The following is an 18,135-nucleotide window of genomic DNA, read 5'->3' as shown; positions in this document are numbered from 1 at the left end:
CCGGACCGCAAGTCCGCAGCCTGAAGCCGTGCTTTCGGGCTGCGGCATGATCGCGGGCATGGACCGCAACGCATCGCCGCAACACCCTCTCCCCCTGCTCATCGTCAAGGTCGGAGGCATCTTCGAAGCCCTTCGCGAGCAGCGCGGCGACTTCGAACACTGGATTGCCGACGGCCTCGGCACCGAGGTGCTGCCGCTGCTGGTGATCGACCCGCGCCGCGGCGACACGCTGCCCGATCCGGCCGAAGTTTCGGGCGTGGTGGTGACGGGCTCGCATGCGATGGTGTCGCACCGCGAGCCGTGGAGCGAAACCACGGCCGCGTGGCTCGCGCGGCTGGTGGCGCGCGACACGCCGGTGCTCGGCATCTGCTACGGCCACCAGTTGCTGGCGCACGCGCTGGACGGCGAGGCCGGCAACCATCCGCGGGGCGCGGAGGTGGGCACTGTCACCGTCACGCTCGACGAGGCGGCCGCCAACGACGCGCTGCTGGGCGGCCTGCCCGCGCAGTTTCCGGCGAACGCGGTGCATTGGCAGAGCGCGCTGCGCCTGCCCGAAGGCGCGGTGCGGCTGGCCGGCAGCACACATGAGCCGGTGCATGCCTTCCGCGTGGGCGACAACGCCTGGGGGCTGCAGTTTCACCCCGAGTTCGATGCCGACACCATGCGCGGCTACATCGACATGCTGGCCGACACCCTTCGCGCTGAAGGCGCCGACCCGGCCGCGCTGCGCGAGCGCGTGGCGCCTACAGACGCGGCCGCCGGGCTGCTCGGGCGCTTCGCACGCATCGTCGAGGCGCATCAGGGCGTCTAAGCCCGGGGCGGGGCGCCCCCTTTTCGTCGGAGCGCGACTACAAGAAGCCTTGCGCGCTTGGGTTAAGGTGCGGTCCATCCGTCGATTCCGAAGCCCCTCCTTCATGACCACCCCCTCCCCCGCTCCGGCCCGCAAGCATTTCTCGATGATCCGCGGCTTCCACCTGGCCGACGTGTTCACGCTCGGCAATGCGGCCTGCGGCGTCGGCGCGGTGTTCCTGGCGATGGCCTACATGGCGAGCCAGTCGCTCCCGCAGTTCTACTGGGCCGCCGCGCTGGCACCGGCGGCGTTCATCTTCGACGTGTTCGACGGCCGCATCGCGCGCTGGCGCCAGACGCACTCCGCGCTCGGCCGCGAACTCGACTCGCTGGCCGACGTGATCTCGTTCGGCGTCGCGCCCGCCGCGCTGGCCTTCGCCGCGGGCCTGAACGGCGGCTGGGACTGCCTCCTCCTCGTCTATTTCGTGTGCTGCGGCGTGAGCCGGCTCGCGCGCTACAACGTCACGGCCGAGGCGCTGTCCGAAGGCGCGGACAAGGTGAAGTATTTCGAGGGCACGCCGATCCCGACCAGCGTGGTGCTGGTGGGCGTGCTGGCGTATGCGGCGTGGCAGGGCCGCATCGGCGATGCCGTCTGGGGCGGGGCCTGGGCCATCGGCCCGTGGCTGCTGCATCCGCTCGCACTGCTGTTCGCGCTGTCGGGCACGCTGATGATCAGCAAGACCCTGCGCATTCCCAAGTTCTGAGTCCATCCAGGAAACGGAGGCACGTTCATGACCATGAAGCTGTATTTCGATCCGCAAAGCCGTTCGCAGGTCGCCAAGTGGATGCTCGACGAGGCCGAGGTCGACTACGAGATCGTGACCACCCTCATCAAGGACAAGGCACACAAGCGCCCCGAGTACCTGAAGATCAACCCGGCCGGCAAGCTCCCCGCGCTGGTCGACGGCCGCACGCGCATCTTCGAGAACGCGGCCATCTGCATGTACATCGCCGAGAAGTTTCCCGGCAAGCGACTCGCGCCCTTTACCGGCACGCCCGAGCACGGCCGCTACCTCTCGCTGATGGTCTATTCGACTGCACAGCTGGAGCCCTCGATGGGCGACAGCCTGCTGCACATCCGCAGCAACAACAGCGCGCGTGGCTGGACCAACTTCGAGGAAGCCAAGGACGCGGTCGAGCGCGAGCTGGGCTACGGCCCGTACCTCTTCGGCACGCAGTTCACCGCGGCCGACGTGATGATCGGCTCGATGCTCATCTGGTACCGTGCCTTCGGCGGCAAGCTGAACCGACCGAAGCTGGACGCCTACGTGGACCGCCTTCAGGCGCGCCCCAAGGGCATGAAGTTCGGCTGAGGCCGTGCGGCGTGCCGCGCTGGCGACAGCGCGCGGCGGAGGCTTCGTCCTCTAATTGGTCCCGTTTCCTGGCCTTTTCAAATCCCACGCCCGCACCATGACTTCGAACACTCCGATCTCCCGGTTCCCGTCGACGGCCCTCGCGCTGAGCGCCCTGGGCCTCGCCGCCCTGCTCTCGGCCTGCGCCGGCGGGCCGCCGCCCAGCGGGCGCAGCGTGACCATCGAGCGCACCACCTTCGGCATCGCGCACATCACCGCACCCGACTACGAGGGCCTGGCCTATGGCAGCGCCTACGCGCATGCGCAGGACAACGTCTGCCAGACCGCCGAACACCTGCTCACGCTGCGCGGCGACCGCTCGCAGTTCCTCGGCGCGCAGAACACCGGCGAGGTCGGGCTGGGCCGGGCACCCAATGCGCAGATCGACCTGTTCATCCGCTATCACATGGACGACGAGGCCCTCGCACGCGCCGCGGCCACCACCAGCCTGGACGTGAAAGCGGCGCTGCGCGGCTATGTCGCGGGCTACAACCGCTATCTGCAGGACGTCGGCCCCGGCGGGCTGCCCGCCGCCTGCCGCGGCAAGCCCTGGGTGCGGCCGATGACGTCGGCCGACCTGTCGCGCGCCACCGAGATGTCGATGATCCAGGGCGGCCTGGGCGCGCTGGCCGGCGCGGTGCTGGCGGCCGTGCCTCCGGCGCCCGGCGCCAAGACGAGCGCGGCGCCGGTCGATCTGAAGGAAGCCGTGGCCGAGATCGGCCGCCACAGCTTCAACGCGGATCCCGAAGGCGGCGAACTCGGCTCCAACGGCTGGGCCTTCGGCCGCAACGCCACGCCCGACGGCCGCGGCCTGCTGCTGGGCAATCCGCACTTTCCGTGGAACGGCACCAACCGCTTCTGGCAGATGCACCTGACCATCCCGGGACAACTCGACGTAATGGGCGCCACCGGCGGCCTGAGCCCCGTGGTGGCGATCGGCTTCAACAAGGACGTGGCCTGGACCCACACCGTGTCGACCGGCAAGCGCTTCACGCTGTATGAACTGAAGCTCGACCCCAACGACCCGACCGTCTACTGGGTGGACGGCCAGCCGAAGAAGATGGTCGCGCGCACCGTGGTGCTGCCGGCCGCCGCGACAGGCGGCGCCGCGCCGGTGCAGCACACCTTCTACGCGACCGACTGGGGTCCCGTCATCTCGCTGCCGCGCGCCGGCCTCGGCTGGACCGCGCAGAAGGCCTACGCGATCCGCGATGCCAACACGCTCAACGTGCGCTCCGCCGAGAGCTGGATGCGCATGGCGCTCGCGCGCAACGTGACCGAGCTGCGCGCCGCCATGGGCAACCAGGGCATGCCGTGGATCAACACCATCGCGGCCGACCGCGAGGGCAACGCGATGTATGCCGACCTGTCGGTGGTGCCCGACGTGTCGGCCGACATGCTCCAGGCCTGCGCGCCCTCGCCTGCCGCCGCGGCGCTGCTCGTCGCGGCCGGCCTGCCAGTGCTCGACGGCTCGCGCAGCGCCTGCGCCTGGAACCGCGACATCACGGCCACTGCACCCGGCGTCATCGCGCCGGCGCGCATGCCGGTCGTCGTCACGCCGGACTACGTGCAGAACAGCAACGACAGCTTCTGGCTCAGCAACCCACGCATCGCGCCGATGGCGGGCGTCTCGCCGCTGGTCGGCCCCATCGGCGTGCCGCAGCGGCTGCGCACGCGCAGCGGCATCCTGGAGATCGAAGGCCGCCTCGCGGGCACCGATGGCCTGCCCGGCAACCGCATGGGCGCGGCCGAGTTGCGCAGCGTGATCTTCCGCGACAGGAACCTCGCCGGCATGCTGGTGATGGACGACCTGCAGGCGGCCTGCGTCGCCGGCGGTGCGGCGCTGAACGCCGACCAGGTGCTCGGCTGCCGCGTGCTCTCCGCCTGGGACCGCACCAGCAATGCCGATTCGAAAGGCGCCGCGCTGTTCCGCGAGTTCTGGCGCAAGGCCAAGGACCTGCCGAAGGTCTGGCGCGTGCCCTTCGATCCGGCGCAGCCGGTGGCAACGCCCGCCGGCCTCGACATGGCCACGCCCACCACCCGCGAAGCGGTGTTCAAGGCGCTGGGCGAGGCTGTCGGCATCGTGCGCACCGCGGGCTTTGCGGCCGACGTGCCGCTGGGCGTGCCGCAGTCGCGCGAGGTGCGCGGCCAGAAGATCGCGCTGCACGGCGGCGACGAATTCGAGGGCGTGCTCAACAAGCTCGAATCGCAAGGCCAGTCGCTCATCGACCCGAAGGGCTACAACGTCAACTACGGCAGCAGCTACATGCAGGTCGTGACCTTCGACGAGCGCGGGCCGGTGGCGCAGGGCCTGCTCACCTACGGGCAGAGCAGCGACCTCGCCTCGCCGCGCGCCTACGACCAGTTGCCGCTGTTCGCGGCCAAGCAATGGCATGCGCTGCCGTTCCACCGTGCCGACGTGCAGGCACAGCGCGAAGGCCCGCCGATCCAATTGGCCTATTGACCCAAACCATGTCGCAGAACACGCCCATCCACAAAGCCGCCGGTGGCCTCGACCAGCTGGTCGACATCGCCGCGACGCAGCCGCTCTCGCCGGCCTGCGACCACTTCTACTTCCTGCGCCACGGCCAGACCGGGCGCAATGCGCTGCGCATCTTCCAGGCGGTCGACGAGCCCTTGAGCGAGCTCGGCCTGCAGCAGGCGGCGCATGCCGCCGAGCTGCTGGCGGGCGAGCCGATCCGCACCATCGTCTGCAGCGACGCGCGCCGTGCCTTCGACACCGCCCACACGGTGGCGGCGGCGCTGCGGCTCACGCCGACGGCGCAGGCCGAACTGCGCGAGCGCAACTTCGGCGCGCTGATCGGCACCTCGTCCGCCAACATCGACTGGGCCTGCGAACCCGAGGGCGGCGAGACGCTCGCGCAGTTCGTCGCCCGCAAGCGCGCCGCGCTCGACGCCGCACTGAAACAGCCCGCGCCGGTGCTGGTGGTGGCGCACGGCGGCACGCTGTACGCGCTGGCTGCGCTGCTGGGCGTGCCCATCGACGTCACCGTGCTCGGCAACGCGCAACCATTGCGTTTTTCACGCAGCGGCCCTACATGGGCCATAACGCCGCTGCTGCGGCATGCAGGCGGCGGGGCAGCCCTGGCATAGCCGGATCGCCCGGTACGCCGTCCATCGAAACCTACAGACACCATGGAATTCAAGGACTACTACAGCGCACTGGGCGTCGAGCGCACCGCGTCCGACGACGAGGTGCGCAAGGCCTACCGCAAGCTCGCCCGCAAGTACCACCCCGACGTCAGCAAGGAGCCCGACGCCGAGAAGCGCATGCGCGAGATCAACGAGGCCAAGGACGTGCTGGGCGACAAGGAAAAGCGCGCCGCCTACGACGCGCTGGCCGATCGCGTGGCGCGCGGCGGCAGCCCCGGGGGCGACTTCCAGCCGCCGCCGGGCTGGGACTCGGGCTACGAGTTCCACCGCGGCCCACGCCAGGGCCCGGCCGACCATGCGGACTTCAGCGAGTTCTTCTCGTCGATGTTCGGCGAGGCGGAACGGCGTGGCGCCGCGCGGCAGAATTTCCGCGCACGCGGCGAAGACCATCACGCGGCCATCGAGATTGCCATCGAAGACGCACTCAACGGCGCCGAGCGCGAGATCACGCTGCGCGCTCAGACCGTCGACGCGCAAGGCCACCCGCAATGGGAGAACCGCACGCTCAGCGTGAAGATCCCGCCGGGCGTGCACCCGGGCCAGTTCATCCGCCTCGCGGGCCAAGGCATGCCCGGCCATGGCGGCGAAGCGGCCGGCGACCTGTACCTCGAAGTGCGCATCGCGCCGCACAAGCTCTACCGCGTGGAAGAGCGCGACATCTACATGACGCTGCCCGTCACGCCCACCGAGGCCGCACTCGGCGCGCAGGTGCAGGTGCCGACACCGGGCGGCGGTGTGGTCGAGGTCACGGTGCCGCGCAATGCGCGCGGCGGCATGAAGCTGCGGCTCAAGGGCCGCGGCCTGAAGGGCAAGACGCCCGGCGACCTGTATCTGCTGATCGAGATCGCGCTGCCGCCCGCCGACAGCGACGCCGCGCGCGCGGCCTACGAGCAGCTTGCGCAGGCGGCCTCTTCGTTCAACCCGCGCCAGCACCTGGGAGTCTGAGCATGGCGACTGTTTCCATCACAACCGCAACCGCCATCAGCGCCTCGCAACCGCTCGCGCTGAACGAGCTGGCCCACGCCGTGGGCGCCGACACCGCCTGGGTGGTGCAGCTGGTCGAGGTCGGCATCGTGCAGGTCATCGCTGACGATACGCCGCCCGAGCGCTGGCAGTTCTCCAGCACCGACCTGCAGTGCGCGCTCGAGGCGCGCCGGCTGGAGCGCGACTTCGGCGTGGGGCTCGATGCCGCCGCGCTGATCCTCGACCTGCAGCACGAGGTGCGGCGGCTCAAGGCCGCGCTGCAGGCGCACGGTCTGCGGTAGGGCCGGCAGGCGGCCTTGCGCGGCGCATGGCCCTCCCGGCGCCAAGGAAAAGCGGCGCCGGCGCTTGACCTTGACACCGTGCCAGGCCGAAGACTTCGAGCCTCTTCAACAGGAGTTCGCATGAACCCGTGCCACAACACCCCGGAGGCTGACCGGCCATTCGACACCGAGGCGGCACTCGCCCGCGCCGGCGTCTCGGAACGGCTGCTGCGTCAATGCGAAGCGCGCGGACTGATCGAGGGCGCAGACCGCGCCGATGCATCCGGTGCCCGGTACACAACGGAGCACATCAGCGTGCTGCGCTTCGCGCGCCGGGCGCTGGCGTTGGGCTTCGGCATGGACGAAATCGCCACGCTGCTGGCCCTCTGGCGAAACGAGCACCGCACGAGCGCCGAGGTCAAGCAGGTGGCGCTGAGCCAAACCGAGGCGTTGGCATCGCGCATCGAGGAACTCCAGGCCACGAAGCGCATGCTCGAGCGCCTCGCGAGCCTGTGCCTGGGCGATCACCAGCCCGCCTGCCCCATCCTCGACGAACTGCTGGAGCTCAAGGGCTTCGCCTCGCAGCCGCACGGCGAGGCGAAGCAGCCGCGGGTTACTGCATCTGCTGCAGGTTGCCGATGCGCACCAGCATCTCGGTGAACATCTGCAGGTCGGCGTCGAGGTCCGGCACTTCCTTGTATTCCTTGGCGTTGTGGCCCGTGTATTTCTTGCCGGGCATGCCGGGGCCGAAGCTGATCGCGTTGGGCATCTGCTTGGCGGTGGTCGCACCGGCCGCGGACACGGGCTTGGCCTCGAGCCCGGTGGTGTCGCCGTAGATGTTCAACAGCGTCGACAGCCACTGACCCGAAGGGTCGCGCGCCATCCAGTTGCCCTGGTCGTACTTGATCTCGACCTTGGCCTTGTTCGCCGCGGCCCAGTCGTTGATCTTGGCTTCGACCTGCGTCTTCAGCTCCTCGGGCGTGCGGCCGCGCGGCATGCGCGTGTTGACCGACACGACCAGCCGGCCATCGGCGCCGGTGCGGATCAGGTTGGGCGAGAAAGTCAGCGGGCCCATGAAATCGTCGCTGTAGCCCAGGCCGATCTTCTCGCCGAGGTAGCCGGTGCCGTAGAGCGTGTCGATGTACTTGATCGCCTTCAGGAACTGGTTGTCGGCCAGCGCGACGCCCGACTCCTGCAGGAACAGGCCGAGCCGCGGCAGCGGGTTCACGCCGTTCTGGGGTTCCGAGCCGTGGGCGGAGGTGCCAGTGACCTTGATGTCGATGCTGTCGCCGTTGTCACTCTTGCGCGAGACGGCGATCGCGAACTTGCCTTGTGGTTCGTACTTCTGCAGGAAGGCGGGCTTTGCGGCTTCGAGCTTTGCCAGCACGGCGGCAAGGTCGCCGCCCTTGAGCGTGGCGCTCGCGGTCTGCGAGATCGCGTTGACCGCGGCGGCCGCGCCCATGTCGGTGATCGCGGTCAGGTTGCCATCGGTTTTTTCCGCGGGGAAGAACACGCTCAGCGAACCCGCGCCCTTCTCGGCCACGACGGCCGGGTAGCCGCTGTCGAGCACGATGTTGTACTCGGGCAGCTTGGTCTTGCCGCGGTAGTACTCCATCGCATCGCCGCCGGTTTCCTCGGTGGTCTCGATCATCAGGCGCATGGTGCGCTGGATCGGGATGCCGCTTTCCTTCACCGTCTTCATGGCGTAGAGCACGGCCGCGATGGAGCCCTTGTCGTCGATGGTGCCGCGGCCGTAGAGGCGGTCGCCCACGCGCTGCATCGTGAAGGGGTCGAGCTTCGTGCCGTCGTCGAGCACCCATTCGGAGAGCACCGCGGGCACCACGTCCGAATGCGTGAGGATGCCGAACTCCTCGGTGCCCTTGCCCTTGAGGCTGACTTCGAAGATGCGGTTGTCGACGTTGCGGTACGCGAGCCCGAAGCTCTTCGCGGTCTTCTCGACGAGCTTGCCGAAGTCGATGATCGCCGGGTTCTCGTGCGGAGGAATCTGAACATTGCGCGCGGTCGGCAAAGCCACCATGGCGCCCAGGCTCGCGATCACCGCCTTCTGGTTGTGCAGGCGGTTGTAGAGGCCGAGCAGGCGCCCGATGTTGGTGAGGTCGTCGCCGGTCAGCGTGGCCTTCTTTCGATAGGCCGCCACGGCGGGCTTCAGCTCGGGGTTGGCCTTCTCGGCCTGCGCGAGGAAGGCATTGAAACTGGATGCGGTCTTGCCGCCTTGCCAGGCCGCGGCCAACTGGTCGAGCGCGGGTTTCTTGAGCGTTTCTGCAAAGGCCGGTGCGGTGAGGCCTGCCGCCATCAAGCCCATGGTAAGGACCGACAACGAGACGCGAAATTGCTGCATGAGGGTGACTCCCTGTTCACAAAAATGGAGCCTTCGACGATACCCGAGGCATGCATGGCGACATGCCCCGCAGCGCTACGAAGAAACGTAGCGCACGAGGCGGGAAGCGCGGCTTTAAGTTTGCAAACGCGGGCCGCGGACCGTTGTTGCTATTGCATCTGCTGCAGGTTGCCGATGCGCACCAGCATCTCGGTGAACATCTGCATGTCCGCATCGAGGTCCGGCACCTCCTTGTATTCCCTGGCGTTGTGCGCGGTGTATTTCTTGCCCGGCATCGCGGGCCCGAAGTTGATCGCGTTGGGCATCAGCTTGGCAGTCGTGCTGCCCGCGGTGGGCACGGGCTTGGCTTCGAGACCGGTGGTGCTGCCGTAGATGTCGAGCAATGTGGAGAGCCATGCACCCTTGGGGTCGCGGGCCATCCAGTTGCCCTGGTCGTGGTTGACCTCGAGCTTCACCTGGTTCGCCGCGGCCCACGCGTCGACCTTGGCCGCCACCTGCGCCTTCAACTCGTCGGGCGTGCGGCCGCGCGGCATGCGCACGTTGGTCGTCATCTCGAGCTTGCCGTCCGCGCCCATGCGGATGAGGTTGGGCGAGAAGGTCAGCGGGCCCATGAAGTCGTCCTTGTAGCCGAGGTCCATCTTCTCGCCGAGGTAGCCGGTGCCGTAGAGCGCGTCGATGTACTTCACGGCCTTCAGGTAGTGGTTGGCGGCCAGCGGCGCGCCCGACTCCTGCAGGAAGAGCGCCAGGCGCGGCAGCGGGTTCACGCCCTCTTCCGGTCGCGAGCCGTGGGCCGAGGTGCCGGTGACCTTGATGTCGATGCTGTCGCCGTTGTCACTCTTGCGCGCGATGTCGATCGCGAACTTGCCGCCTTGCGGTTCGTACTTCTGCAGGAACGCAGGCTTGGCGGCCTCGAGCTTCGCGGCCACTGCGGCGAGGTCGCCGCCCTTGAGCGTTGCGGTCGCTGTTTGCGAGATCGCATTGGCGGATGCGGCACCGCTCATCGCCGTGATCGTGGTCGATGCGGCGTCCGTGGTCTCCGCGGGAAAGAGCACCTTGAGCGCGCCCGAGCCCTTCTCCGCGACGACTGCTGGGTACTTGCTGTCGAGCACGATGTTGTAGGCCGGCAGCTGCGTCTTGCTGCGGTAGTACACCATCGCATCGCCGCCCGTCTCTTCGGTGGTCTCGATCATCAGGCGGATGCTGCGGTCGATGGGCAGGCCGCTGTCCTTCACCGCCTTCATGGCATAGAGCACGGCCGCGATGGAGCCCTTGTCGTCGATGGTGCCGCGGCCGTAGAGGAAGTCGCCCACGCGGGTCATCGTGAAGGGGTCGAGCTTCGTGCCGTCGTCGAGCACCCATTCGGAAAGCACCGCGGGCACCACATCGGCGTGCGTGAGGATGCCGAACTCCTCGGTGCCCCTGCCCTTGAGGCTGACCTCGAAGATGCGGTTGTCGACGTTGCGATAGACCAGGCCGAAGTCCTTCGACATCTTCTCCACCAGCTTGCCGAACTCGATGATCTGCGGGCTCTCATGCGGCGGCACCTGCACGTTGCGCACCGTGGGAATCGCCACCATGCTGCCGATGCTGGCGATCACGGCCTGCTGGTTCTGCAGGCGGTTGTAGAGGCCGAGCAGGCGTGCGATGTTGGCGAGGTCGTCGCCGGCCAACGGTGCCTTTTTGCGGTAGGCCGCAACGGCCGGCTGCAATGCAGGGTTCGCCTTCGTGGCCTGCGACAGGAAGGCATTGAAATCGGCAGGCGCCTTGCCACTGCTTTTCCATGCCGCCGCCAGTTGGTCCAGCGCCGGTTTCTGGAGCGTGTCGGCGAAGGCCGGTGCACCGAGACCGAGCACGATGCCCAGTGAAAGGGCCGACAATGAAAATCGAAATTGCTGCATCAGGGTGACTCCCTCATTCTGAAAACATCTCCCGACGATAGCCGAGCGACACATCGACCAATGAACAGCGCCGCCACCACCCAAACCCGCTGCGCCTGGGCCCAGACCGATCCGCTGCTGGCCGACTACCACGACGCCGAATGGGGCGTGCCCGTGTACGACAGCCGCGCGCTGTGGGAAAAGCTGATGCTCGATGGCTTCCAGGCCGGCCTTGCGTGGATCACCATCCTGCGCAAGCGCGATGCGTTCCGCAAGGCCTTCAAGGGATTCGTGCCGGAGAAGGTCGCCAGATTCACCGCCGACGATGTCGAGCGGCTGATGCAGGACGCGGGCATCGTGCGCGCGCGGGCCAAGATCGAGGCCACCATCGGCAATGCCCGCGCCTACCTCGCAATGCAGGCGGCGGGCGAGGATTTTTCGGAATTCATCTGGGGCATGGCGGGCGGCAAGCCCATCGTCAACGAGACGGGCAAGGTGCCGACTCAAACGCCGCTGTCCGAAGAGATTTCGAAGGCGCTCAAGAAGCGCGGTTTCAAGTTTGTCGGGCCGGTGATCGTCTACGCATGGATGCAGGCCACGGGCATCGTGGACGACCACGCGCCGGACTGCCACCGACACGGATCGAAGAAGCGCAAATGAAAAAACCGGACCGCGCTTTCGCACGGTCCGGTTTCTTCTTTGGCTTGTGAACTGAAGCGGCTTGCGCCGCCGTCAAATTACAGGCCGGCTTGACGCGTGAAGGTCAGGCTCTTCGCTTGGGCGGGGATCACGCTGCCAGCGAAGGTTTCGGGACGCAGGTTCTGGCCCGGTGCGTGCGCTGCGGCAACAGCTTGGGCACGAACGGTGGCGCGGTCGGTGGTCGAAGCGGTCAGCGTGGGAGCGACGGTGGACGAAGCAGCATCGCTGTATTCGTTGCCGGCGCGGGCGGCGGCAGCAGCCTGGGGCGCCACTTCGGCGCGGCTGTAGCCGGAGGTCAGGGGTTGCACGCCCTCATAGGTTTCTGCATGGGCGCCAGCGGCGGCGAGCAGGGAGAGAGCGGCGGCGGCGAGGATGTTCGAGGTCTTCATTTCAATTTCCTTCTTGATTGGGCTTTGGGTGCCACGAAGTTTGCACCACGATTCCAAGGGAAAACCCTACTCAATCGAATCGCAGTGTTCATGAAACTGAAACAATGACCGGGAACTTTGTGACGAGGCTAAGTCAAGTGCCCGTCCTGTCGCTGAAAACCCGCGTAGTTTGCGTACTTTTCCTCTAGTCCGTCAAGCAAGAGCACCGTGCCGTACGGATCAATGCACATTGCATGCCAGCCCCCTCGCCGCCCGCGTGCCTAGTCTTCCTTCATGCCCGTCGCCTTCACCACGCCACCGAGCCGGGCGCGCTCTTCGTCGACGAACTTGGTGAACGATGCGCGCGTGCCGCCGATGGGCTCGATGCCCATGCCCTTGAGATGTTCGGCCGTGGCCGGCGTCTTCATCGCAGCGTCGATGGCCGCGGCCATCTTGTCGAGGATGGCATCGGGCGTGCCGCGCGGCGCGTGCACGCCGGCCCAGTGCGCAATGCGGATCTCGGGGAAGCCTTCTTCCGCCGCCGTCGGCAGTTGCGGATAGGCCGAGATGCGCTGCGTCCACGTGCCCGCGAGCGCCTTCAGCTTGCCGCTCTTGATGTACGGCAGCACCACGATGCTGGCCTCCGACGTTGCTTCCACCTGGTTGCCGAGCACCGCGGTGATCGACTCCGAGCCGCTCTTGTAGGGCACCACGTCGAGCTTGCCGCCGTACGTCGTCTCCAGGATGCCTTCGACGAAATGCGGCGTGCTGCCGGTGCCCGCCGTCGCCCAGTGGAAGCCGTTGGCCGACTTCTTCGATGCGGCGACGAATTCCTTCAGGTCCTTGTAGGGCGCATTGGCCGGTACCACCACCACCGAAGGTGCGAGCGCGATCATGGCCACCGGCACCAGCGCGTCGTCCTTGTACGGCATGTTCTTCTTGATCATGCTGTTCGACACCACGCCGGCCGCGCTCACGAGAAAGGTGTAGCCATCGGGCGCGCTCTTGGCGACCACGTCGGCACCGAGGATGGCGCCCGCACCGGGCTTGTTGTCGATGACGACGGGTTGGCCGAGCTGCTTCGATGCGCCCTCGGCCGCAGCGCGCGCCATGAGGTCGTTGGCACCGCCGGCCGAGAACGGAACGACGAGGCGGATCGGCTTGGTCGGCCACGCTTGTGCAGAAGCGCCCGAGGCAAGCATCGACGCTGCAAGCCCGATGGCAAGCGAGGCAAGACGGAATGGAATCATGTTGTTCTCCTGTGTTGTAGTGGGTGTGAAGAGCCCGGCGGATCGGGCTTTTTCATGATGCCACGGACCTCTTTCCGGAACCTTCGACAGGGCAACCGCGTGCGTTTCGCACGATTCGCAATTCACATGGGATCGTGCCCATAATGAAGGGCTTGATTGGCGAATGATTGCGAACACGACGCTCTCGATTTGCGAATCTTGCGAACATCGAAGAACGGATCGAACGATGAAGAAGACCTTCATGGGCGTGCGGCTGCGCAGCCTGCGCGAAGAGCGCGGCCTGAGCCAGCTCGCGCTCGCGCAGCAGCTGGGCCTGTCGCCCAGCTACCTCAACCAGATCGAGCAGAACCAGCGGCCGCTCACCGTGCCGGTGCTGCTGCGCCTGCACGCCACGCTGGGCGTCGACATCCAGGCCTTCTCGGAAGACGGAGAAGCGCGCCTCGTGGCGAGCCTGCGCGAGGCGCTGGCCGACAACCCGGGCGGCGACGCGGTCGCGCTTGCCGAGCTGCGCGAGGTCGCCACGCAGATGCCCGCGGTGGGCCGCGCGCTGGTTGCACTGCACCAGCGTCATCGCGATGCCATGGAACGACTCGAGGCACTGGCCGGCGAACTCGGCGATGGCCGCGGCGATCTCGCGCGCATGCCGCAGGCGCGGCCAATGCCCTTCGAGGAAGTGCGCGACTTCTTCTTCGCGCACCAGAATCACATCGCCCCGCTGGACAACGCCGCCGAGGCCTTCTCTGCGCAATGGCGACTGCGTGAGGGCAACCCCGGCGATCGCCTCGCGCACCGCCTGCTCGAAACACACGGCGTGCAGGTGATCCCGGCCGAGGACGACGAAGGCGGCGCGCAACGGCGCTTCGATCCGGCCACGCGCGTGCTCAGGCTCTCGCGCTACCTGGAGCCGGGCCAGCACGCCTTCCAGCTCGCCACGCAACTCGCCTTTCTGGAAGTGGGCGACATCATCGACAAACTGGTTGCCGAGGCGCCGCTGTCGAGCGACACCGCACGTTCGCTCGCGCGCATCGGCCTGGCCAACTACTTCGCCGCCGCATTGCTGCTGCCCTACGGCGCGTTCCTCGAAGCGGCCGAGCAATTGCGCTATGACATCGACCAGCTCGCGCGCCGCTTCGGCGTCGGCTTCGAGACGATCTGCCACCGCCTGAGTTCGCTGCAGCGGCCCGAGGCGCGCGGCGTGCCCTTCTTCCTCATCCGTGTCGACCGCGCCGGCAACATCTCCAAGCGCCAGTCGGCCACGCACTTCCACTTCTCCAAGACCGGCGGCACCTGCCCGCTGTGGAATGTGTACGAGGCTTTCGCGCAACCGGGCCGCGTGCTCACGCAGCTCGCGCGCATGCCCGACGGACGCGCCTACCTCTGGATCGCGCGCACCGTGTCGCACGGCTTTCGCGGCTACGGCTCGCCCAACAAGACTTTCTCGATCGGCCTCGGTTGCGACATCAGCTACGCCACGCGGCTCGTCTACTCCAAGGGCATGGACCTGCGCGACCCCGAAGTGCCGACACCCATCGGCGCGGGCTGCAAGGTGTGCGAGCGCGAGGCCTGCCCGCAGCGCGCCTTTCCGTTCGTCGGCCGGCCGCTCGATGTGGACGAGAACCAGAGCCGCTTCATGCCCTATGCCGCAGCGCCCGACACATACGGCGCCGCGCGCGCGGCGCTCAAGAGCGGGGCCAGCCGCGCACCAGCGTCCGGATCGCCACGGCGCCGCTCCCCTTGACCTCGGCGCGGTAGGCGCCCACCAGCGCCTCGCGCTCAGCTGCGGCCTGCGGGTCGTTGCGCCAGGCGAGCAAGGCCGCCACGTCCGCATCGGGCAATGCCGCAAGCAAGGCCTGCGTGACCTGTTTCTCGAATTCGCGCGCCACCGTCAGCAGGTTGCGCGGACGCGGCGAGGTGATGCCGCGCGACCACAGCGTGTCGACGGCCATGTCGAGCGTGCGATCAGGCAGCGAGGTGAACTGGCCGGCGTTGCCGCGGGCGAGTTGCTTCACGACTGAACTCAGCAGCAGCTGGCTGGAAAAATCGACTTCGCGCGCGTCGGCCACGGCCATGCGCTCGAGCAGCTCGGTGCGCACCGGGTCGGCCGGCTTCGCGCGTTCGCGATTGAAGAACTCGACCTTGGCTGCATCGTCCATCGCGGCGTAGTCGGCGCGCAGCTTGGCGAAGCGCGCCACCGCTTCCAGCACCTGCGCGCTCGGTGCCGCCCCGCCCTTCCCGGCAGTGGCCACCTCCTGCTGGATCGCAGCCACCGAGGCCTTGACGTCGAACGATCGTGATGCGGCCGTGTCCAGCGCCGCAAGCGCCTTGTCGGCGATGGCCTGGTCCGGCGGGTCCAGCAGTTGCCGCGCATCGCGCGACACGGCGCCAGGCGCATACGCGGCTTGGTAGCGCGCCTGCACGCCTTCAAACTGCATCAGCGCCTGGGCGCGGTCCTGCGCCCAGGCGATGGCCGGCGCGAGCAGCAGCGAAAGGACAAGGGCAAGGCGTTTGGCTGCGAGAGAAGAGACGGTCATGGCGCCATTATTGGCGCTCATCACGCCCGCCCCTGCTTCAGGCCGCCGCCAGCTCCTTGCGCAGCAGCTTCGCGGCCGTGACCATGTTCGACAGCGCCGCCTCGGTTTCCGGCCAGCCGCGGGTCTTCAGGCCGCAGTCGGGGTTGATCCAGAGGTTCTCGTGCGGCACCACGACCGCGGCCTTGCGCATCAGTCGCACGATCTCGTCCACCGAGGGCACGCGCGGCGAGTGGATGTCGTACACGCCCGGGCCGATCTCGTTCGGATAGCGAAAGCCCCCGGAATTGTTCTCCCCGCCGAAGCCGCGCAGCAGTTCCATGTCCGAGCGGCTGGTCTCGATGGTGATCACGTCGGCATCCATTGCCGCGATCTCCGGCAGGATGTCGTTGAATTCCGAATAGCACATGTGTGTGTGGATCTGCGTCTCGTCGCGCACACCCGAGGCGCTGATGCGGAAGGCGCGCGTGGCCGACTTCAGGTACGCGGGCCAGCCTGTGCGGCGCAGCGGCAGGCCTTCGCGGATGGCGGGCTCGTCGATCTGGATGATGCCGATGCCCGCGCCTTCGAGGTCCACCACCTCGTCGCGGATCGCCCAGGCGATCTGTTCGCAGGTGGTGGCGCGCGGCTGGTCGTCACGCACGAAGGACCACTGCAGGATCGTGACCGGGCCGGTCAGCATGCCCTTCATCGGCAGCTTGGTGAGGCTCTGCGCGTAGGCGGTCCATTCGACCGTCATTGCGACCGGGCGCGCCACGTCGCCGAAGATCACCGGCGGCTTCACGCAGCGCGAGCCGTACGACTGCACCCAGCCGTTGGCGGTGAATGCGAAGCCGTCGAGCTGTTCGCCGAAGTACTCGACCATGTCGTTGCGCTCCGCCTCGCCATGCACCAGCACGTCGATGCCGAGTTCTTCTTGCTTCCGCACAGCCAGCGCGATCTCGGCGCGCATCTGCTCGCGGTAGCCGGCCGCGTCGAGGTCACCGCGCTTGAAGGCGGCGCGCGCGGCGCGAATGTCGGAGGTCTGCGGGAACGAGCCGATGGTGGTGGTCGGCAGCGCAGGCAATGCAAAGCGCGTGCGCTGTACCGATTGGCGTTTTGGGAAGACCGAGGTACGGGCGTCGTCGCCGGCCACGCTGCGCGCAAGGCGCAGCGCCACGTCGGCGCGGTGCACGCGCGGGCTGCTGCGACGCGCGGCGACGGCTGCGCGCGCGGTCTTGAGTTCGTTTGCGACGGACGCTTCACCGCCATCGAGCACGGCACGCAGCACGCGCAGTTCATCGAGCTTCTCGACGGCGAAGGCGAGCCACGACTTGAGCTCGGCGTCGAGCTTCGTCTCCGCCGCGAGGCTGAACGGCACGTGCAGCAGCGAGCACGACGGTGCGATCCACAGCTCGCCGCGGTTCTTGTCGACCATCGGGCGCAGCGTGGCGAGCGCGGCATCGGGGTCGGTGCGCCAGATGTTGCGGCCATCGACGATGCCGACCGACAGCACCTTGTGCGCCGGGAGCCAGTCGGTCACGCCGGTCAGCTCCTGCGGCGAACGCACCGCGTCCACATGCAGGCCGGCCACCGGCAGTTGGCAGGCCAGGCGCAGGTTGTCGGAGAGCGGCGAGAAGTACGTGGCCAGCAGCAGCTTGGGCGCGCTGCGCGCGAGCTGCCAGTAGGCGCGCTCGAAGGCGTTGCGCCAGGCATCGGGCAGGTCCAGGCCGAGGATCGGCTCGTCGATCTGCACCCATTCCACGCCTTGCTGCTTCAGCCGCGTGAGCACCTGCTCGTACACCGGCAGCAGCGCGTCGAGCAGCGAGAAGCGGTCGAATCCGGCCTCCTTCTCCTTGCCCAAGTACAGGAAGCTCAGCGGCCCGAGCAGCACGGCCTTGACCGCGTGTCCGGCCTGCTGCGCCTGCGCCACTTCGTCGAAGAGCCGCGCGGAGGCCAGCTTGAACTGCGTGGCCGCATTGAACTCGGGCACGAGGTAGTGGTAGTTGGTGTCGAACCACTTGGTCATTTCCAGCGCGAAGGTGCCTTCGGTGCCGTGGTTGCAGCTTTCGTCGTGCACATGCCCGACTTCGTCTTCCACGCCGCGCGCCATCCTGAAGTAGCGCGAAAGCTCGGGCTCGTCGCCGAAGAAGTTGAAGCGCGCCGGCTCGCAGCCGAGCAGCTGGATGTGGTTGGCCACCTGGTCGTAGTAGGCGAAGTCGCCAACGGTCACGAAGTCGAGTCCCGCATCGCGCTGGGCCTGCCAGTGGCGCGCGCGCAGTTCCTCGCCGACGGCCTCGAGCGCGGTGCGGTCGATCTCTCCGCGCCAGTGCTTTTCGAGTGCGAACTTCAGTTCGCGGTTGGCGCCCATGCGCGGAAAGCCGAGGGTGTGGGTACGGGTGGTCATTGCAGGTAATCCGGTCGCTTGAATCTTGACAATCCGCAATGGTCGGGCT

General features: G+C 67.7%; 16 protein-coding genes. 10 read left to right on the top strand and 6 right to left on the bottom strand.

The window, feature by feature from the left end; all coding sequences use genetic code 11:
- The first annotated feature begins 58 nt into the window (after positions 1-58).
- From GNX71_RS12445 to GNX71_RS12410, 8 genes are all read left to right on the top strand, one after another.
- Positions 59-811, top strand: a complete 753-nt coding sequence (locus tag GNX71_RS12445) for a glutamine amidotransferase (protein WP_206178596.1) — start codon at positions 59-61, stop codon at positions 809-811.
- Positions 812-914: 103 nt separating this feature from the next.
- Positions 915-1,553, top strand: coding sequence for a CDP-alcohol phosphatidyltransferase family protein (locus GNX71_RS12440; protein WP_206178595.1), 639 nt, complete (start codon positions 915-917; stop codon positions 1,551-1,553).
- Positions 1,554-1,580: 27 nt separating this feature from the next.
- Positions 1,581-2,162, top strand: a complete 582-nt coding sequence (locus GNX71_RS12435; RefSeq protein ID WP_206178594.1) for a glutathione S-transferase family protein — start codon at positions 1,581-1,583, stop codon at positions 2,160-2,162.
- Between the two features lie 97 nt (positions 2,163-2,259).
- Positions 2,260-4,665, top strand: coding sequence for a penicillin acylase family protein (locus tag GNX71_RS12430; RefSeq protein WP_206178593.1), 2,406 nt, complete (start codon positions 2,260-2,262; stop codon positions 4,663-4,665).
- Positions 4,666-4,673: 8 nt separating this feature from the next.
- A complete protein-coding gene (locus GNX71_RS12425; RefSeq protein ID WP_206178592.1) occupies positions 4,674-5,315 on the top strand; it encodes a histidine phosphatase family protein in 642 nt (213 codons plus the stop codon).
- A gap of 42 nt (positions 5,316-5,357) precedes the next feature.
- Positions 5,358-6,320, top strand: coding sequence for a DnaJ C-terminal domain-containing protein (locus GNX71_RS12420; RefSeq protein WP_206178591.1), 963 nt, complete (start codon positions 5,358-5,360; stop codon positions 6,318-6,320).
- A 2-nt stretch (positions 6,321-6,322) separates the two neighbouring features.
- On the top strand, positions 6,323-6,640 hold the full coding sequence (locus tag GNX71_RS12415) for a chaperone modulator CbpM (protein WP_206178590.1): 318 nt from the start codon (positions 6,323-6,325) through the stop codon (positions 6,638-6,640).
- A gap of 120 nt (positions 6,641-6,760) precedes the next feature.
- Positions 6,761-7,279 carry a MerR family DNA-binding protein gene (locus GNX71_RS12410; RefSeq protein WP_206178589.1) on the top strand — a complete coding sequence of 173 codons (519 nt, stop codon included), beginning with the start codon at positions 6,761-6,763 and terminating at the stop codon, positions 7,277-7,279.
- Here the strand turns inward: GNX71_RS12410 and GNX71_RS12405 are convergent.
- Together GNX71_RS12405 and GNX71_RS12400 are read right to left on the bottom strand one after the other, a co-directional pair.
- Positions 7,233-8,978 (bottom strand): dipeptidase, encoded by a 1,746-nt coding sequence (locus tag GNX71_RS12405; RefSeq protein ID WP_206178588.1) that lies wholly within the window; start codon positions 8,976-8,978, stop codon positions 7,233-7,235. The genes GNX71_RS12410 and GNX71_RS12405 overlap by 47 nt on opposite strands.
- 149 nt (positions 8,979-9,127) lie before the next feature.
- On the bottom strand, positions 9,128-10,876 hold the full coding sequence (locus GNX71_RS12400; protein ID WP_206178587.1) for a dipeptidase: 1,749 nt from the start codon (positions 10,874-10,876) through the stop codon (positions 9,128-9,130).
- A 60-nt stretch (positions 10,877-10,936) separates the two neighbouring features.
- Between GNX71_RS12400 and GNX71_RS12395 the strand changes: the two genes are divergently transcribed.
- Entirely contained in the window at positions 10,937-11,515 is a 579-nt protein-coding gene (locus tag GNX71_RS12395; protein WP_206178586.1) for a DNA-3-methyladenine glycosylase I, read from the top strand.
- Between the two features lie 77 nt (positions 11,516-11,592).
- On the opposite strand, the gene GNX71_RS12390 is transcribed toward GNX71_RS12395, so the two are convergent.
- Complete coding sequence (locus tag GNX71_RS12390; protein ID WP_206178585.1) at positions 11,593-11,943, bottom strand: alpha/beta hydrolase; 351 nt, start codon at positions 11,941-11,943, stop codon at positions 11,593-11,595.
- A 260-nt stretch (positions 11,944-12,203) separates the two neighbouring features.
- A complete protein-coding gene (locus tag GNX71_RS12385) occupies positions 12,204-13,124 on the bottom strand; it encodes a tripartite tricarboxylate transporter substrate binding protein (protein WP_241027315.1) in 921 nt (306 codons plus the stop codon).
- Positions 13,125-13,398: 274 nt separating this feature from the next.
- On the opposite strand from GNX71_RS12385, the gene GNX71_RS12380 reads away from it, so the two are divergent.
- Positions 13,399-14,910, top strand: a complete 1,512-nt coding sequence (locus GNX71_RS12380) for a short-chain fatty acyl-CoA regulator family protein (RefSeq protein ID WP_206178583.1) — start codon at positions 13,399-13,401, stop codon at positions 14,908-14,910.
- Here the strand turns inward: GNX71_RS12380 and GNX71_RS12375 are convergent.
- Both GNX71_RS12375 and metE read right to left on the bottom strand, forming a co-directional pair.
- A complete protein-coding gene (locus GNX71_RS12375) occupies positions 14,852-15,703 on the bottom strand; it encodes a hypothetical protein (protein WP_241027248.1) in 852 nt (283 codons plus the stop codon). The two genes, GNX71_RS12380 and GNX71_RS12375, sit on opposite strands and share 59 nt — an antisense overlap.
- Before the next feature lie 37 nt (positions 15,704-15,740).
- Positions 15,741-18,086, bottom strand: coding sequence for a 5-methyltetrahydropteroyltriglutamate--homocysteine S-methyltransferase (metE, locus tag GNX71_RS12370; RefSeq protein WP_206178581.1), 2,346 nt, complete (start codon positions 18,084-18,086; stop codon positions 15,741-15,743).
- Positions 18,087-18,135 lie beyond the last annotated feature (49 nt).

The sequence above is a fragment of the Variovorax sp. RKNM96 genome (assembly GCF_017161115.1).
Classification (GTDB): Bacteria; Pseudomonadota; Gammaproteobacteria; order Burkholderiales; family Burkholderiaceae_C; genus Variovorax.
Note: the sequence above shows the minus strand (reverse complement) of the source record. Positions and strands in the feature narration are given on the sequence as shown.

Excerpts from the sequence above, each read along its gene's own strand:
- GNX71_RS12415 (WP_206178590.1), top strand. The coding sequence starts at position 6,323 with ATGGCGACTGTTTCCATCACAACCGCAACCGCCATCAGCGCCTCGCAA.
- GNX71_RS12400 (WP_206178587.1), bottom strand. The coding sequence starts at position 10,876 with ATGCAGCAATTTCGATTTTCATTGTCGGCCCTTTCACTGGGCATCGTG.
- GNX71_RS12380 (WP_206178583.1), top strand. The coding sequence starts at position 13,399 with ATGAAGAAGACCTTCATGGGCGTGCGGCTGCGCAGCCTGCGCGAAGAG.
- GNX71_RS12445 (WP_206178596.1), top strand. The coding sequence starts at position 59 with ATGGACCGCAACGCATCGCCGCAACACCCTCTCCCCCTGCTCATCGTC.
- GNX71_RS12390 (WP_206178585.1), bottom strand. The coding sequence starts at position 11,943 with ATGAAGACCTCGAACATCCTCGCCGCCGCCGCTCTCTCCCTGCTCGCC.
- GNX71_RS12405 (WP_206178588.1), bottom strand. The coding sequence starts at position 8,978 with ATGCAGCAATTTCGCGTCTCGTTGTCGGTCCTTACCATGGGCTTGATG.
- GNX71_RS12440 (WP_206178595.1), top strand. The coding sequence starts at position 915 with ATGACCACCCCCTCCCCCGCTCCGGCCCGCAAGCATTTCTCGATGATC.
- GNX71_RS12435 (WP_206178594.1), top strand. The coding sequence starts at position 1,581 with ATGACCATGAAGCTGTATTTCGATCCGCAAAGCCGTTCGCAGGTCGCC.
- metE (WP_206178581.1), bottom strand. The coding sequence starts at position 18,086 with ATGACCACCCGTACCCACACCCTCGGCTTTCCGCGCATGGGCGCCAAC.
- GNX71_RS12410 (WP_206178589.1), top strand. The coding sequence starts at position 6,761 with ATGAACCCGTGCCACAACACCCCGGAGGCTGACCGGCCATTCGACACC.
- GNX71_RS12430 (WP_206178593.1), top strand. The coding sequence starts at position 2,260 with ATGACTTCGAACACTCCGATCTCCCGGTTCCCGTCGACGGCCCTCGCG.
- GNX71_RS12420 (WP_206178591.1), top strand. The coding sequence starts at position 5,358 with ATGGAATTCAAGGACTACTACAGCGCACTGGGCGTCGAGCGCACCGCG.
- GNX71_RS12375 (WP_241027248.1), bottom strand. The coding sequence starts at position 15,703 with ATGACCGTCTCTTCTCTCGCAGCCAAACGCCTTGCCCTTGTCCTTTCG.
- GNX71_RS12385 (WP_241027315.1), bottom strand. The coding sequence starts at position 13,124 with ATGCTTGCCTCGGGCGCTTCTGCACAAGCGTGGCCGACCAAGCCGATC.
- GNX71_RS12425 (WP_206178592.1), top strand. The coding sequence starts at position 4,674 with ATGTCGCAGAACACGCCCATCCACAAAGCCGCCGGTGGCCTCGACCAG.
- GNX71_RS12395 (WP_206178586.1), top strand. The coding sequence starts at position 10,937 with ATGAACAGCGCCGCCACCACCCAAACCCGCTGCGCCTGGGCCCAGACC.